This window comes from Pseudobdellovibrio exovorus JSS (assembly GCF_000348725.1).
In the GTDB taxonomy this organism is placed as follows: domain Bacteria; phylum Bdellovibrionota; class Bdellovibrionia; order Bdellovibrionales; family Bdellovibrionaceae; genus Pseudobdellovibrio; species Pseudobdellovibrio exovorus.
The window spans coordinates 1,309,175-1,324,909 of sequence record NC_020813.1; the positions used below are offsets into that span (position 1 = coordinate 1,309,175).

14 protein-coding genes and 1 tRNA gene are annotated in these 15,735 nt (G+C 41.3%); 10 read left to right on the forward strand and 5 right to left on the reverse strand.

Translation table 11 applies throughout. The features are described 5' to 3' along the window. The first annotated feature begins 1 nt into the window (after position 1). From guaA to lipB, 4 genes are read left to right on the forward strand one after another with little or no spacing between them, the layout of a single operon-like run. On the forward strand, positions 2-1,549 hold the full coding sequence (gene guaA / locus A11Q_RS06480; protein ID WP_015469995.1) for a glutamine-hydrolyzing GMP synthase: 1,548 nt from the start codon (positions 2-4) through the stop codon (positions 1,547-1,549). A 1-nt stretch (position 1,550) separates the two neighbouring features. Next, the gene (dnaE, locus tag A11Q_RS06485) at positions 1,551-5,087 is read left to right on the forward strand and encodes a DNA polymerase III subunit alpha (protein WP_015469996.1); all 3,537 of its coding nucleotides are present in this window, start codon (positions 1,551-1,553) and stop codon (positions 5,085-5,087) included. A gap of 27 nt (positions 5,088-5,114) precedes the next feature. Further along, positions 5,115-6,116 (forward strand): hypothetical protein, encoded by a 1,002-nt coding sequence (locus A11Q_RS06490; RefSeq protein WP_015469997.1) that lies wholly within the window; start codon positions 5,115-5,117, stop codon positions 6,114-6,116. Further along, entirely contained in the window at positions 6,094-6,732 is a 639-nt protein-coding gene (lipB, locus tag A11Q_RS13505; protein WP_015469998.1) for a lipoyl(octanoyl) transferase LipB, read from the forward strand. The genes A11Q_RS06490 and lipB overlap by 23 nt, the downstream gene beginning before the upstream one ends. Here the strand turns inward: lipB and A11Q_RS06500 are convergent. Next, entirely contained in the window at positions 6,720-8,582 is a 1,863-nt protein-coding gene (locus A11Q_RS06500) for a S8 family serine peptidase (protein ID WP_015469999.1), read from the reverse strand. The genes lipB and A11Q_RS06500 overlap by 13 nt on opposite strands. Before the next feature lie 256 nt (positions 8,583-8,838). Between A11Q_RS06500 and A11Q_RS06505 the strand changes: the two genes are divergently transcribed. Both A11Q_RS06505 and A11Q_RS06510 read left to right on the forward strand, forming a co-directional pair. Next, entirely contained in the window at positions 8,839-9,246 is a 408-nt protein-coding gene (locus A11Q_RS06505) for a hypothetical protein (protein WP_015470000.1), read from the forward strand. A gap of 38 nt (positions 9,247-9,284) precedes the next feature. Next, complete coding sequence (locus tag A11Q_RS06510) at positions 9,285-10,013, forward strand: hypothetical protein (RefSeq protein WP_015470001.1); 729 nt, start codon at positions 9,285-9,287, stop codon at positions 10,011-10,013. A 34-nt stretch (positions 10,014-10,047) separates the two neighbouring features. Here A11Q_RS06510 and A11Q_RS06515 read toward each other — a convergent pair. After that, a tRNA-Val gene (locus A11Q_RS06515) sits at positions 10,048-10,123 on the reverse strand. Between the two features lie 96 nt (positions 10,124-10,219). Between A11Q_RS06515 and A11Q_RS06520 the strand changes: the two genes are divergently transcribed. The 3 genes from A11Q_RS06520 to arfB are packed head-to-tail and all read left to right on the forward strand — an operon-like array spanning position 10,220 to position 11,655. Beyond that, positions 10,220-10,894, forward strand: a complete 675-nt coding sequence (locus A11Q_RS06520) for an urease accessory protein UreH domain-containing protein (protein ID WP_015470002.1) — start codon at positions 10,220-10,222, stop codon at positions 10,892-10,894. 24 nt (positions 10,895-10,918) lie between these two features. Next, entirely contained in the window at positions 10,919-11,251 is a 333-nt protein-coding gene (locus A11Q_RS06525) for a hypothetical protein (protein WP_015470003.1), read from the forward strand. Further along, on the forward strand, positions 11,251-11,655 hold the full coding sequence (gene arfB / locus A11Q_RS06530) for an alternative ribosome rescue aminoacyl-tRNA hydrolase ArfB (RefSeq protein WP_015470004.1): 405 nt from the start codon (positions 11,251-11,253) through the stop codon (positions 11,653-11,655). Before A11Q_RS06525 ends, arfB begins: the two co-directional genes overlap by 1 nt. Before the next feature lie 14 nt (positions 11,656-11,669). Here the strand turns inward: arfB and A11Q_RS06535 are convergent, their stop codons facing one another. From A11Q_RS06535 to A11Q_RS06545, 3 genes are read right to left on the reverse strand one after another with little or no spacing between them, the layout of a single operon-like run. Next, on the reverse strand, positions 11,670-12,992 hold the full coding sequence (locus A11Q_RS06535; protein ID WP_015470005.1) for an aldehyde dehydrogenase family protein: 1,323 nt from the start codon (positions 12,990-12,992) through the stop codon (positions 11,670-11,672). Then, the gene (gene ttcA, locus A11Q_RS06540) at positions 12,989-13,771 is read right to left on the reverse strand and encodes a tRNA 2-thiocytidine(32) synthetase TtcA (protein WP_015470006.1); all 783 of its coding nucleotides are present in this window, start codon (positions 13,769-13,771) and stop codon (positions 12,989-12,991) included. The genes A11Q_RS06535 and ttcA overlap by 4 nt, the downstream gene beginning before the upstream one ends. A gap of 12 nt (positions 13,772-13,783) precedes the next feature. Next, positions 13,784-14,821 (reverse strand): mechanosensitive ion channel family protein, encoded by a 1,038-nt coding sequence (locus tag A11Q_RS06545; protein WP_015470007.1) that lies wholly within the window; start codon positions 14,819-14,821, stop codon positions 13,784-13,786. A 136-nt stretch (positions 14,822-14,957) separates the two neighbouring features. Here A11Q_RS06545 and A11Q_RS06550 point away from each other — a divergent pair, with 136 nt between their 5' ends. Further along, positions 14,958-15,662: a PilZ domain-containing protein gene (locus A11Q_RS06550; protein WP_015470008.1), complete on the forward strand. Its 705-nt coding sequence runs from the start codon at positions 14,958-14,960 to the stop codon at positions 15,660-15,662. Positions 15,663-15,735 lie beyond the last annotated feature (73 nt).

Here is a 15,735-nt window from a genome sequence, read left to right on the forward strand (position 1 = left end):
TTTGAAAAATGGATTTCTAATTCTTGATTTTGGTTCACAGGTCACAATGCTAATTGCGCGACGTTTGCGCGATTTAGGATATTATTCGGAAATTCGTCCGTTTGATCTTTCCTTAGAAAAAATCAAAGAGTTCAATCCAGCCGGAATTATTTTAAGTGGTGGACCTAATTCTGTTTATGATTCAGCAAGCCCAAGTCGTGATGTAAATGAACTGTTACAAATGGCACCTGTATTGGGTATTTGTTATGGGATGCAGCTTCTAGCCCACCAACTAGGTGGTAAAGTTGAAAAAGGTTCCACGCGTGAATATGGTTTAACTGAAATCGAATGGCATGCGGATTTGCACAAGGAATACAAAATGTCATGGCCTCGCCAGCATCGTATTTGGATGAGCCATGGCGATGTGGTGACTCAAATTCCAAGTCAAACTAAAGAATTACTTCGTACTGGAAAACATATAGCTGGATTTGCCGGAGACCGCGTTATGGGTCTTCAATACCATCCAGAAGTTTCGCATTCTGAGTATGGCACTGAATTTTTACGCTTCTTTGCAGAGTGGTGCGGAGCTGAGGCCAACTGGCAACACGAACAAGTTCTGCATGCGGCCGAAAAGTATGTGCGTACCACTGTGGGCGATAAGGATCATGTTCTTTGCGCTCTTAGCGGTGGTGTTGACTCTTCTGTGGTTGCAACGCTATTAACAAAAATTTTAGGAGCAGATAGAGTTCACTGCGTTTTTGTGAATAATGGACTCCTTCGTCTTAATGAATTTGATACTGTGATGCAGGCGTATAAGACTCTTGGTCTTAATGTTATTGGTGTTGATGCAGAAGAGACATTTCTAACAGCTCTTAAAGGACTTTCTGATCCAGAAAAGAAACGCAAAAAAATTGGCGAACTATTTATTCAGATATTTGAAGAGACAATCAAAAAACAACTTTCAAGCTATCAAGATAAAATTAAATTTTTGGCGCAGGGAACTTTATATCCCGATGTGATTGAAAGTGTATCTTCTTCGGGTGGCAGTGTGACAATTAAGTCCCATCACAACGTCGGTGGACTACCTGAAAAAATGAATTTGAAATTAGTGGAACCTGTTAGGAATTTATTTAAGGATGAAGTCAGACGTCTGGGGGAAGATTTAGGTCTGCCACACGAATTCATTTCACGCCATCCATTCCCAGGACCGGGGTTAGCTATTCGTGTTCTTGGAGAAGTGACAAAAGAAAAACTAGATGTCATGCGTAAGGCCGACGACATTTATATTAAAGCCCTCCGTCGTGAAAACCTGTATGAAAAAATTTGGCAGGCATTCTGCGTGTTATTGCCAGTTCAAACTGTCGGAGTTCAGGGCGATGGCAGAACTTATGAAAATGTTCTGGCGTTAAGAGCTGTTACCTCTGTGGATGGAATGACCGCTGACTGGTATGATTTTGAAACAAAGTTTTTAAAGTCTATTTCTAATGAAATTACCAATCAAGTACGTGGTGTGAATCGCGTGGTCTATGATATAACAAGCAAACCGCCAGCTACGATCGAGTGGGAATAAGATGAGTTTTGTTCACCTTCACACTCATTCAGAATACTCTCTTTTAGAAGCCGCTTGCCGAGTTAAGGCTATAGCTAAAAAGGCAGCTGAATACCAGATGCCCGCAGTGGCTTTAACTGACAATGGGAATATGTTCGGAGCCATTGAGTTTTACTTTGCTTGCCGTGATAAAAACGTGAAGCCTATTTTAGGGCTAGATGCCTATATGGCGCCGGCTTCGCGCCATGAAAAAAAGCAGGACCCCAACCAAAGATTTTCCGAGATCGCTCTAGGGCCACGCCGTTTAGTATTGTTAGCACAAAATTTTAAAGGCTATCAAAATCTATGCAAATTGAGTTCTATTGGGTATCAAGAGGGTTTTTATTGGAAACCTCGTATTGATAATGAAGTTCTGAAGGAATATGGTTCCGATCTTATTTGTCTGACAGGTGGATTCCGCGGTGAGCTGGCTGATACTTTCTTTAAAGAAGGTCCAGAAGCGGCATTGAAGCGATTAAAAGAGCTAAAAGAAGTTTTTGATGATCGTCTTTATCTTGAAATGTGTCGTACAAAACCAGAATGGGATGATGTTAATAACTTTATTCTAGAAGCTTCGAAAATATTACATCTTCCCGTTGTCGCAACTAACGATGTACATTACCTCAGCGCGGATGATCAAATTGCGCAAGAGGTTCTGGTTTGTATTGGAAGCAATAAAACATTGTCAGATGAATCTCGATTTCAACTTGGCAGTTCGGAATTTTATTTTAAAAACCCGAATCAAATGCAAGAGTTGTTTGCTGACATTCCAGATGCCGTTAAAAATACACTTGAAATCGCAGAAAGATGCGATGTTAAGTTCAAATTAAAAGACGAAAATGGAAAGCAAATTTATCACTTACCGAGCTTTCCGACAGAAGAAGGGCGTAGTGTTGTTGAAGAGATCGCCTTCCGTGCTAAATCCGGTTTAGAAAAACGCTTCGAAGAATTAACGGCTCAAGGCCGCACATTTACTGAGGAAAACAAAAAAGATTACTATGATCGCCTCAGCTATGAGCTGAGTATCATTGATCGCATGGGTTTTAATGGATACTTTTTGATCGTCCAAGACTTCATCAACTGGGCGAAAAATCATGATATTCCTGTGGGACCAGGTCGTGGTTCGGGTGCTGGTTCTTTGGTGGCCTACAGCTTAAGAATTACAGATTTAGACCCACTACCGAATTTTCTTCTATTCGAACGTTTCTTAAATCCCGAACGTATTTCGATGCCGGATTTCGATATCGATTTCTGTCAGGATAGACGCCAAGAAGTGATCCAGTACGTTACAAATAAATATGGATCGGCTTCGGTTTCCCAGATTATCACTTACGGAAAACTACAGACGCGTGCGGCGATTAAAGACGTCGGCCGCGTGCTGGGGCTAACGTTTGCTGAAGTGGATCAGGTATCAAAACTGATTCCAGATAAATTGGGCATCACTTTAAGTGAATCTTTAGAAATGGAACCGCGGATTCGTGAAATGATGGAAATGAATCCGACTATCGATACTTTAATAGGATTAGCCCTAAAAGTAGAAGGTATGGTTCGCCATGCGGGTATTCACGCCGCCGGAGTTATCATTGCCGATGGAGACTTAACATCTCATGCTCCCATGTACAAAGGGGCTGACGACGAAAACGTTGTTCAGTACGACATGAAGCATGCCGAAAAAATCGGCCTTATTAAATTCGACTTCTTAGGTTTAAAAACACTAACTCATATCAATCAAGCCTTAAAGATTGTTGCGAAAAATCGTGGTGTTAAAATTACGGAAAGCGAAATCGATATCAATGATGGTAAAATTTATGAGTTACTTTCGCGCGGTGATACAGCTGGGGTCTTCCAGTTCGAGGGTGAGGGGATTACAGATGCCACTCGTAAAATTAAACCTTCGAGTTTTGCGGATATCACGGCGATTACCTCGTTATATCGTCCGGGTCCGATGGCAAATATTCCTGACTTCACTAAGCGTAAGCACGGGGAAAGTCCGGTTGAGTACCTATTAGACGACACAAAAAAAGTTTTGGAAGAGACCTATGGAATTATGGTCTACCAAGAACAAGTTATGGGTATCGCTTCTTTGATTTCAGGATATAGTCTTGGTGAAGCCGATATGCTTCGTCGTGCGATGGGTAAGAAGATCAAAGAAGAGATGGATCAGCATCGCGTGCGCTTTATCAATGGCGCTGTCGAGCGCGGTCATGATCAGAAAAAATCAGAAGAACTTTTCGAATTGATGTATAAATTTGCCGATTATGGATTTAATAAATCCCATGCGGCAGCTTACTCTGTTTTGACGGCTCAGACCGCATGGATTAAACATTATTATCCAGCAGAATTTTTTGCGGCCTTACTTTCAACAGAGGTCGCCAACACAGACAACGTCGTCAAGTACGTAAAAGATGCTCAAAAACGTGGTCTGGTGGTTCGGACTCCGAATGTGAATTTTTCGGATTACCTGTTTACAGTAAATGGTGAAGAAATCTATTTCGGTTTGGGAGCCATTAAAGGCGTGGGGCAATCGGCAGTAGAGGCGATTTTAGAAGCGCGTAATACTCTGGAAAATAAAAAATTCTCTTCTATGGAAGAGTTTTTCAATACAATAGATTTAAAACGCGTCAACAAACGTGTAATTGAAAGTTTAATTAAAGCCGGTGCTTTTGATGACTTTGAATATCATCGTGCTCAGTTGATGGCGGGATATCCTCAGTTTTTAGATCGTGCTGCCGAATCACAGAAAGATCGTGATTTAGGACAAGTATCTTTATTTGAACTCGCTTCTAAAGAGGAATCCAAAGTCGTTTTACCAAAGGTAGATGTTTGGACGCGGATGGAAGCTCTGTCTTTTGAAAAAGAGGTTCTAGGGTTCTATCTGAGTGATCATCCTCTAAGAGGATTTGAAAATTTTTCGAAGGTCTGGTCTTCGTGTAGTGTTCTGGAGCTTCCTGAGTACTTTGAAAAAGCTAAAGGTGCACAAGCTGATAAACCGAAGGAAAAACCAAAGTGGGGCGAGCCTCGTAATAAAACACGTGTTATCCTTGCGGGTCTAATTGCTGAACATAAAGAGCTGATTACTAAAAAAGGAACGCGGATGGCGTTCGGTCGACTGGAAGATTTGACAGGTTCGGTAGAGCTTGTAATCTTTCCGGATACATTTTCAAAATATGGTCACCTCTTGAAAGAGGAAAAGCCCGTTCTTATTGGCGGTGGCCTAGAGGTAGAAGAGGGAAATCCTAAAATCATCGTCGATAGCTTTGCTCTTTTTGATGAGGTTCTTGTAAAAACTAAGAAAATCTCGATGAGGTTGGACAAGATCGATAAAGATGATTTTGAAAAACTTTCGCAGATGTTGGATGAGAATAAAGGGAACACAGACGTTTGTCTTATCATGAATATAGACGGCGAGCAGATTGAGCTGATTCCAGAAGAAGGTAAAAAAGTGCAGATATCAGATGGCTTTTTTGAGGGAATACACCAGCTTTTTGGCCGTACGGACTTTATTGAAGTGAATAATTAAGATAGTCTGTTACCTAGAGGAAACAAGATGAAACAAAGACTTATTTTTTTATTAGCTTTTGTCTTTTTGGGATCATCATGCTCGATTGTGCATAAACGAGGTGAAGAGCCAGCTCCTATTGCTCAAGAAGAGGTTCCTGTTGAAACTCCAGCTCCAAAGTTGGGTATCCGCAAAACTATCAGCAATCGCGATATCAAAAAAGATCAGGAAAGTCAGGAGCTTAAAAAAAGAGTAGTGGTATTGCCCTTACTTGATCGCAAAGGAGTCCATGATGTTAAAGTTCTACGCCAATCGCGCGATGGTTTAGTAGATAGTCTGAATGCGACTGAAAATATGATCGCCTTGGATCCCTCTGTTTTAAAGTTATCACTGGATAAATACGTCAAAGATAATATGTATGATCTAAAGGCTATTGCTAAGGATTCAGAAACTGTTGGTGTGAGTGCCTTATTAGAAGGTCGTATTATTGATATGCGCTTCAAAGATGAAAAAGAAGCGGTGCTGAGTAATACAGTTTCTACGGCGACGAAGCCTGTGGCTTTTGATGTTGTGGTGCAAGCCCGACTTGTGAGTACGCGTTCAGGGCAAGAGTTATTCAACATGGTGAAAACAATCAGCGTGGATGACGATGAATCTAGAATTCCAGAAAGCACCACTGCAGATAGTTTTTTTGCACGTAATTCTGAACTGTCTGAGATGTTAATCAAAGAAGCCTTTATGGATTATGCCGATCAATTGGAAGAGGCGCTAAAGGAAATCATATGGGAAGGCCGTATAGCGGCTTTTCATGGTGATAGAATCTATTTAAATGTAGGACGTATTTCTGGTGTTCAAGTTGGAGATATTTTAAAAGTAGTAGAAGATGGAAATGAAATCTACGATCCAGAGCTAGGCTATCATGTGGGTAAAGTGCGTGGGCGAGTTAAAGGCACCTTGGAAGTGGTAGATTTCTTTGGACAAGATGGTGCCGTTGGCGTCATTCATTCCGGAGCAGGTTTTAAAGAAAATGATCGAATCGAAATCTACTAGTTTGCAAATAGAGTCTTCTTATCTTGGCTGTGTTGAGTACGAAAAGTCCGTAGGAATTCAGCAAGATCTATTGGCTATCAGCCAAAATAAAAAGAGCCACTACATTATGGGCTTAGAGCATCCCGCCGTGTTAACTTTAGGATATCGCGCTCAATTAGCAGAAGAAGTTTTTGGAGCTAGTCTTCCTGTGGCGCGTTCGACCCGAGGAGGCTTGGCCACTGTTCACTCGGAAGGGCAGTTGGTGATCTATCCTGTTTTAAATCTGCGCGAGCTGGGGATAGGTGTGCGTGATTACGTGATGTTATTACTTCAGACAACACAGGAGCTTTTGCGACGATGTGGTATTGAGTCTCAGTTAGATGATAAAGCGGTGGGGCTCTATACACAAAAGGGGAAGATTGCGTTTTGTGGTGTGCAGATTAAAAATGGAGTTTCCCAACATGGACTGAGTCTGAATGTCCGTAATGACTTATCCCTATTTTCGGGACTACGGGCTTGCGGCGTATCTCATCCACAGTTTGATTCCATGGCTCAACATGGAAGTACTCAGACATTGCAAGAACTCTATGTCGAGTGGGTTAAAATTTTTAAAAATCAATTGAATCAATTACAGTAACGAAGAGCGACTTTTACTGCGATGGTCTGACTTTTAACTGAGTCAGATGATGTAGAAGCGATAACGTGGTAAGCACCGGAGCTATTCTCGTTTGCTCCGCTAATTTTATAATTTTTGCTCGTAGCTCCTAAGATGAGCTGGTTATTTCTGTACCACTGATAGCTGATAGTATTATTGCTCGTAGCTTCGATGTTTAATTCAATGTTTTCGCCGATGAGAAGTTGTCGATCCACTGGTTGCTGAGTGATGTTCAGATAATTTGTGCTCGTTGTGGGTGGAGGCGTGGTATTAGACAAAGTGTAAATTTTATTTCTAATGTGGTTGTAAAACGAGGGTAAATTCAAAGAGTTGCCCGAAGATGAAAAATTAGTGTAGCTAGGGCTTTTTGCGGCACTTGCTTTTAAAAGTGTTTTCAATTCTGTATTCGTCAAAGTAATCCCTTGAGATTTAGCCATAGAAATACCTGCTGCTAAAACTCCTGTAACTAAAGGTGCGGCCATTGATGTTCCTTGAATCGGTCCTGTTGACCCATCTTCGTATTTAACACGTGAAGCAAATCCAGCGCTGTTGCTAGCTGTTATGGGAATGGTCGAAGCGATACCTGTGCTGCCATTACTGCCGGGTGCTAGTATATCCACATAGGTTGAGGAATAACTACTAAAAGAACTAAGACCACCAGTGCTCGCATCTATTGAAGAAACTGTGACAAGGCCAGAAAACTGAGTGGAATACATTGCCGGATATTGAGGATTGGCTGAGCCTAATAGCTTACCTTCATTTCCTGCGGCGACAACGAAGATGATATTTTTACTGATACCATAGCTGATCGCATTTTTGATCGAGCTGTACTCTGTAGGTGTGCCAAGGCTTAGATTGATAATATCAACACCTTGATCGGCTGCCCAAATGATAGCATTCGCCAGATCAGCGATGCGAAATGTATCCCCATTGTTCGATCCACGCACGGGATATATCTTTATATTGCGTCCGTAGACACCTGATCCATTAAGACCATTTTTATAAGTGGCTCCAATAAGACCAGCGACATGAGTTCCGTGGTAGCCAGAGTCAGATAAAAAATCATTGCTCGATTCCGTTGAGTTGTGCCCTATGATCTGTCCACTGGAATTGCGGGCGAACTGGGACTGTAGATCCGTATTGGTGGTATCTATACCTGTATCGATAATAGCGACCTTTACAGGATAAAGCTGTCCTGAGTTGTAGCTCATCAAAGTATCCAGAAAGCTTTCTGAAGCTCCAATATAACTTAAATGACGTTGAGATGAGAATTGTGGATCTTGAACATTTTTAATTTGTACAAGTCCATCTTTTTCCGCAGAAAGAAGGCATTCGCTATCTAGAGCTTGAGCTATGAAAAGTTTTAGATTCTTTACCTTTTCCTTTTTGATGGTGTAAACAGTGTAGGGACGTTGTGTTTGTATATCTTGGCTGTCTATATAAGATAAAATAGGATCTGAAAAATCTTTTTCAACGACACAGCTATTATCTAAAGTGACAATCAGGTCTTCATCTTGTTGCCAATCTAAAGAGGTAATTTTGCTGTCGACAGCAAGGCCATTCATTTTTACAGATTGGCTTAGTGAACTATTGATTTTAGCTGCATCTGATGACGAGATACACTGTAGATAATAAGGATTTGAAGGATTAACTGGAGTGTTCAGCTGAGTGTTTGCGGCCAGTGAGGAATTACCTTGTAAGCTTTCTTGAAATTGAGAATTCAGTTGGCCGCCGCAATTATTGAATTGCAATAGCAGGATAATAGAAAAAACAGCCGCTCCCAATAAACTGTAGCGATTAGATTCTGCCTGTCTTTTCCATTTAACTTTCATGGTTCTTCATCTTTCACTGTATATAATTGAGATAAGATTCTCATCGGCAATCTTAAGCCTAAAGTAGAGGGATAGTCCGACTTAAAAGATTCGACCAACACAGTGATTAGATTTTTTTAGGCAGGTTTGAAAAACTTAGGCATTCAAAATGAGACATCCACTAGTGTATTCAACTAGTTAGACAGTAATCGTAGATGGCATAACTTTAGCAATATCACTCTTCAATAAGAGATTTAAAGCAATCCGGAGGATGATAATGAAGCCAGTAATGATGATTTGTACTTTGATGATGTTCCCACTTGTATCTTTTGCTTCATTAGATTGCGAGGATGTTGTTTACATATCACGCGAGTCTACTGTGTTAAGTTCAGAGGTTTCTCAGTTAAGACGTAGAGTCCAAAGCCAAGCTCATTACGACCAAGTTATCAGCACAGCACATAGAATTGTTTTAGAGTTGGATGAAACTACAGGGTTACCTGCGGCCAATGTTTCAGATGCTGACTACACTCGTTTTAAAAAGATTCAAACAGACCTTGATAACAATCCTAATGATGCACAATTAGCTCAACAGTTAGAGCGCGGCGATCTTCAGTATTTAAATAATTTAAGAGTCTCTGCCATGTCGAATATCCGCAGCTTGTATGCTCGTTGTTTAAAGAACTAATTTCTACATTCTACAATAATTAAGTAAGCGCAAATCACATGATTAAAAATATTAATAAATCAGTATTCACTCTACTTCTTTTTATGTCAGGAATGGCATCAGCTCAGGGATTCGGCTTTGGATTTCCTGGTATGGTCGATCCAGATCATGTCCCTAAAGACCCATTTGTTAAAGAAACTCTGGCCGTGGAGGCATGCACTTTGTCTGCTCAAGGTAAACAGTGGCAATTAAATGAACCTGTCGGTAGTCATGAACGAGCCTTTGAGCTTTTGGAAATGACGCCAACGGGTCGTGAGCTATTATCTCGGTTTCGCTCTTTGAATCATCAGCATCCACATGAGTTTATTCATCTTAATTACAACGTAAGACGCAGCTATGGCTTTTTACCAAAAGCCGGAGCTGTCTATATGTACGATGGTGAAAAACGTAAAATCTTTTTTGATCCCACAGATGATTTAGGTCTTGTGGCGATTATGTTGTCACACGAATTAATGCATGCAATTGATCCAGAAGTGCCAGAGGCATTTCATGAAGAAACGGCGGCTTACGGCAAAGTTAGCGCCGAAGAGTACTCGGAATTACGTAAACGCAATAGCTTCCGTATCGAGCGCAGAGGCTTTGATATGCAAGACCGCGTATTGCCAGAACTACTACAGCTTTCAAGTTGTTATGGCAGCTTTATTGAAAATCATCGCCGTTTAAATGGATTGAAACTCTTTAATCCGACGCCAGATTCCTATATTCGCGAAGCCTACGGCATCAATTAGATATATCAATGTTTAGAAATTTCTGAATAGAAATTGGTCGTCTCTACTGGACTCGAACCAGTGACCTTTCCCATGTCAAGGGAACGCGCTACCAACTACGCCAAGAGACGACTGAGCTGAAAAGATTTGTAAAAACTAGCAGTTTTTAAAGGTCATATCAAGCACTCCTTGCCAAGCTACATTTAATTGATTAAAAATTCGCTTTCATGAGTGATTTCAGTATATTGCCAATTCTTTTAACGGGTCTCTTTATTGCAGTTGTACACGCGATGATACCAACTCATTGGCTGCCTTTTGTTATGGCATCTCGCACACAAAAGTGGTCATGGTCCAAGACACAATCCATCCTGCTGATTGCGGGTTTCGGTCATGTGATTATGACCACATTGCTCGGAGCTGTGATTTTCGTTTTAGGATTGGGAGTTTATCACAGCCGTATTCAGACCTACTTTATTACGATTGCTAGCGCCTCAATAGCCTTGTTTGGTCTGTATCAGATCTATCAATACAAACGTGGCTATAAGCACAGCCACTGTGAAGATAATCACGACCATAATCATCAAGATGATTTAAAACGTAAATCGCGGGATGGTTGGGCAATTTTAAGTTTGCTCTCTCTCTTGACGTTTTCGCCTTGCGAAAGTTTTTTGCCTGTCTACTTAAGTGCTGTTAGCTACGGGTGGAAAGGTTTTGTATTGCTGAGCTTGGTTTTGGCTGTGGGAACACTGGGAACTATGCTGGGATTTACATGGTTATCAGCTAAAACAATCGAGCGCTACAAAATGCACTGGCTAGAAGAACATGAAAAACTGGTTTCTGGCGTCGGACTTATCATTTTAGCAATAGTTTTATTTGTTATCGAACAGTCGCATGTAATATAGTTGAGATATCTTAAGGAGGATAAGATGAGAAAAGGATTTCTTATTATCTGTTCACTATTGTTATCGAGCTATGCTTTCGCCGCGGAATTTAAGTGTCGCACTTTGATCAACTTACAAGAGGTATCCAGTACAACTGTGAAAACAGATGGGGCTAAGAAAATCGTGATTGACGATGGAACTGAAGCTATCTCTTATCTCAGTGAAAAGTCCAATGGAGGCTACACGGTAGAAGCTTATATGTATAACTACGATATGAGACTTTACAGTGAAGGTCCTGCAAGCAGCGAGCGTGATTTAAGCCTCAGCATGTGGTCACGTGATGTGATCTACGAAGTGAGCTGTCGCTCTTTAAAATAATGAAGTTTATTATCCCTTGGAATGAAATTGAGATTTCTGTCACCCGCTCTTCAGGGGCGGGCGGACAGCATGTTAACCGCACCAACTCAGCGGTCCAATTAAGATTTTCTATTTCAAAGTCTTTAGTACTGAGTGATCTTCAGAAACAAAGAGTATTAAAAAAGTTATCCCATCGACTCGTGCAGGAAGATGAAATTTTGCTGCGTATTGAAGATGAACGTGACCAAAAAAGCAATAAACAGAAGGCTTATGAGTATCTTAATAAATTAATCTCGGATGCCCTCATTGTACCGAAAAAGCGTATCCCCACTAAACCTAAAAAAAGCTCAGTGCAGAAGCGCCTCGATAGCAAGAAAAAGCAGAGCGAAATTAAAAGAAATCGCTCTGAAAAAATTAAGTGGTAATGGAACTGGTATTCTTACTTTAACCAGCTTAGGAGTTTATATTTAAATGGTGTGTAGGGTGGTAGAACCAACTTACGTGTTACAGATAAGAACCTCTGCTCAATAACAGCGCGTTGATGGCTCAGCTCTAAAAACCCATAGTGCCCATGGTAACGGCCAGCACCACTTTGGCCGATTCCTCCGAATGGCAAATTATGATTTGCAAAGTGCATAAGGACCGAATTGATACCGACGCCGCCAGAAGTGAAATTATTTAAAATCCATTTGATATTATCTTGTTTTTTAGAAAAGACATAAAGAGCTAAAGGTTTTTCCTTAGTATCAATTAAATTCTTAAGATCACTGAGTTGGCGATAGCGAAGAACGGGCATGACGGGGCCAAAGACCTCTTCGGACATGATGCTGTGGGATGTACTTTCAATTTCTAAAACTTCTAATGTCTGAGCATTTAAATCACGATCCGTCCGCGCAAGTTTTTGTAGGCGCTGATGGTGGCGCTCACTGATGATGAGGGCTTTATCGCTGGCAGCATTGCTATCAGCTAAGAGACGCAGCTTCTGTGTAAATGTGGTCGCGACAGATTCGTGCACAAGAATGTAGTCCGGAGCGATACACGACTGTCCGCGATTAATGTATTTTCCCCAGAAGATTTTTTCTGCCGCTTCATCCAGATCCGCAGTTTCATCTATAATCGTCGGGGACTTGCCGCCTAACTCAAGGGTAACAGGAATAAGTCTTTCCGCGCATGACTTCGCGATAATGCGTCCAACTTGAGTAGACCCCGTGAAAAACACATGGTCGAAGTTATAAGACATGAGCTCTTCAGTTTTTTCTTTGGCACCCAATTCGACTAAGACTTGATTCGCGGGAAAGCAGTCTTCAATAAGTCGTTTAATTAAGGCTGATGTATGTGGAGTCAACTCTGACGGCTTAATAACAGCCGTATTACCCGCCGCCAATGTGGGAATCAGTGGGCTGAGTGCCAATTGAAATGGATAGTTCCACGGAGAGATAATAAGAACGACACCTTTGTTTTCGTAGCGAATACGACTGCTATGACCAAAAAGAGTCGAGGGAGTACTAACGCATTTATCTTTCATCCATTTTTTAAGATGTTGCGACGTGTGTTGAATGTCTTCAAGGACTGGAGCGATTTCAGAAATAATGCTTTCAAAGCGAGGTTTTTTAAAATCTTTTTGAAGAGCTTCTATGATCTCTTCCTGATGGCTTTTAATCCAAACTGTGATTTTTTTTAAACGAGCAAGGCGCTCTTTTGCTGACTCTGTTCTGAAGGATAAAGCTGTGTTTTTTAATTCTTGAAATTGCTGTGAGTTCATAATTCCCTAAAGTTAAAAAGTTTATGGTCCATCAGGTGACTTGGTTTGGTGTTCTGTAAAGCATTCGCAAAAGAGGCTCCCAATTGGGGAATGTCACTTTCTAGATCGCGAATCAATCTCTTCATTTTTTGACGTTTCATACCTTCTTGTGAGCCGCAAAGGTTGCAAGGGATGATAGGGAAACCCCATTCGGTCGCGAGCTGGGATAAATCTTTTTCAGCTACAAAAATCATAGGACGAACAACAGTATTGCGATTGTCATCCGAGCGTAACTTCGGAGGCATTGTTGATAGTTGCCCAACATAGAAAAGATTCAATAAAGTTGTTTCGATCACATCATCGCGGTGATGTCCTAAAGCCATTTTAGAAAACTTATTGTCAAAAGCATAATCGTAAAGAATAGCTCGGCGCATTTTTGAACACAAAGAGCAATAGACACCATCTTTAATTTTATCAGTCACTACAGAGTAGGTGTCTTTTTCTAAGATCGTCAGTTTAATGCCTTCGGATTCTAACCATGCTTGATAAGCTGTGGCATCAAAGCCGGGTTGTTTTTGATCCAGCATGACCGCTTCGAATTCAAACTCGATTTCGGCTCTTTTTCTAATTTCTTCCATAAGAATGGTCAGAATTGAAGAGTCTTTTCCGCCGGACACGCAGACCATTAATTTGTCGCCATTACTGAGCATGTTGAATTCAGCCAAGGCCTGTGTGATTTGCTTACGGATTTTAACAGCAAGAGGGTGTTGGCGATTCACTTTTGGGATAGTTGGTGTCATAAGCTCAGTCCGCTAAATTTGTTGTTGCACATGAAAACTAGGTCTGGCTGTTTGAATACCATTTTTACTCAGTAAATCAAGAGCTGTTGTTAAAACTTTATTTCCTATTGCGAATTGGCGACCATAATTGTCAATGAAGTATATCAATTTTACAGCAAATCCTTGATCATTTGTCTCTAGAACAAAGGCTAATGGGGCAGGATGCGCGCGGATCTCAGAAATCTGTGTAGCCGCTTGTTCTAGCAGCAATAAGACCTGAGGAATATCTGTTCCGAATGGAAATTTGATCGTTTGACTTCTCAGGATGGGAGTCCCTTCCGGAGAGAAGTTGGAAACCTGACACTGAGCAATTAGTTTGTTTGGTAAAGTGATCATTTCGTCAGAAAATCCAACAAGAACGGTTGAACGCCAAGTGAGCTCTTTGACTTGTCCTACGATTTTATTGGATGAATTCATAACTTCCACCCAATCGCCAATTTCAAATGTCTTGTCGATCTGTAAAGAGATACCGGCGAACAGATTACCTAAAGTGTCCTGTAGGGCCAAACCGAGGATAATAGAGAATGCGGCTGACGTGGCTAATAATGGAGTCAGTTGAACTCCAAAGATATTACTGAACGTCCATAGGGCAAGGACGATAGATAGTACCAGTGAAAAGATATTCACCAGCAGCATGGGAACGCCCGCACGCATAGAGCCGCGGAAAAGATACTGTAAAACTAGAAGGCGGCTGGATTTAACGAAACAAAGTGCTCCAGCGACAAAGGTGGCGAATCCCAGATAGGGGCGAAGTCTCAGCAGCGTTGGTGCAGCAAATAAATGGGTATGGTAAAGCAGGCGGTAGAGCAAAAAAATGCCAACAAAAATAGCGTAGTATTTCGCCAGAGTTTTTAGATGTCCCTTGATGCTCTGGTGGCGCTCTGGAGTCGCATTCTTTAGGAAGAATTTGTAAAATAAGAAGGCGGTCAGTCCTAATAAAAGAATCAGGATGAAGGTTTCAATATCGAGGATTTCGTAAAGAGATTGAGACTGAATAAAACGATCGTTCATGGAGCTTCCAAGGTTGTGATGTTCCAAGAATTCTACAGAGGAGAGCTCTTTTTGCCAACGAGAGCTAGACCGAGGTCTAGCCTCATATAGTCAACCCGAAATAAGTTGAATAAGCTATGGATGTTAGGAGAACACCATGAGCCAAGCAGCTTTGAAGAAGCCCGTAGGAGTCTACATAATCGCCTTTTTATTTTTATTAGCTCCGATAGGAAATATCCTGATCAGTTTTGCAGGATCCGGAGTTAAAAACTGGCACGATATAAACGTTTTAATTCCATTTATTCAAAGTATTCCGGCCTTGGATTGGATCTGGTTGGGTTTACTTTTTGTCACAGGAGTTTTGCTCTTTAGGCCACATAAGCTTTCATGGTCTATCGCCATTGGAACATTGCTGTTAGTGTTGTGTATCAATGCTTACCGCCTGTTTAATGTGGATGGGAACTCTATTGACCCTGCATTTTTAAAGATCTTTTCGGTCCTTGCTATTATCTGCACATTAAGCGTTTTGGTTATTGCCTCTTATTTCAGATTTCCTTACTTAGATCGTCGCGCAAACTGGTTTACCAATGTGAAGCGCTTTGATATTCGCACACCGGCAGTTGCCAATGGTGTGAAAGCAACAACTGAGTCGATCTCTCATACGGGATGCCGATTATCCTTCGAGGAAACCAGTGAGTTTAAAAAAGGGGATATCTTAAAAGTTAAATTCCTAGAAATTTCACAGGCGGAAGCGGATGCCGAAGTCGTAGAAAGATTGGAATTCGGCGCCAGAGTCGAGTTTAGACAACTCAGCGCAGAGTTTAAACAAGACTTCGAGAGGTGGCTAAAGTCTAGAACTTAGTTCTAGATACGCCAGAGCGCCTCAAAGTGAGACGTCGCATAATGATTTGTTTAAATGTCTCATAAAGTTAAAT

Excerpts from the sequence above, each read along its gene's own strand:
- A11Q_RS06550 (WP_015470008.1), top strand. The coding sequence starts at position 14,958 with ATGAGCCAAGCAGCTTTGAAGAAGCCCGTAGGAGTCTACATAATCGCC.
- A11Q_RS06500 (WP_015469999.1), bottom strand. The coding sequence starts at position 8,582 with ATGAAAGTTAAATGGAAAAGACAGGCAGAATCTAATCGCTACAGTTTA.
- A11Q_RS06535 (WP_015470005.1), bottom strand. The coding sequence starts at position 12,992 with ATGAACTCACAGCAATTTCAAGAATTAAAAAACACAGCTTTATCCTTC.
- A11Q_RS06505 (WP_015470000.1), top strand. The coding sequence starts at position 8,839 with ATGAAGCCAGTAATGATGATTTGTACTTTGATGATGTTCCCACTTGTA.
- A11Q_RS06510 (WP_015470001.1), top strand. The coding sequence starts at position 9,285 with ATGATTAAAAATATTAATAAATCAGTATTCACTCTACTTCTTTTTATG.
- A11Q_RS06525 (WP_015470003.1), top strand. The coding sequence starts at position 10,919 with ATGAGAAAAGGATTTCTTATTATCTGTTCACTATTGTTATCGAGCTAT.
- dnaE (WP_015469996.1), top strand. The coding sequence starts at position 1,551 with ATGAGTTTTGTTCACCTTCACACTCATTCAGAATACTCTCTTTTAGAA.
- lipB (WP_015469998.1), top strand. The coding sequence starts at position 6,094 with ATGATCGAATCGAAATCTACTAGTTTGCAAATAGAGTCTTCTTATCTT.
- arfB (WP_015470004.1), top strand. The coding sequence starts at position 11,251 with ATGAAGTTTATTATCCCTTGGAATGAAATTGAGATTTCTGTCACCCGC.
- A11Q_RS06520 (WP_015470002.1), top strand. The coding sequence starts at position 10,220 with ATGAGTGATTTCAGTATATTGCCAATTCTTTTAACGGGTCTCTTTATT.
- ttcA (WP_015470006.1), bottom strand. The coding sequence starts at position 13,771 with ATGACACCAACTATCCCAAAAGTGAATCGCCAACACCCTCTTGCTGTT.
- A11Q_RS06490 (WP_015469997.1), top strand. The coding sequence starts at position 5,115 with ATGAAACAAAGACTTATTTTTTTATTAGCTTTTGTCTTTTTGGGATCA.
- A11Q_RS06545 (WP_015470007.1), bottom strand. The coding sequence starts at position 14,821 with ATGAACGATCGTTTTATTCAGTCTCAATCTCTTTACGAAATCCTCGAT.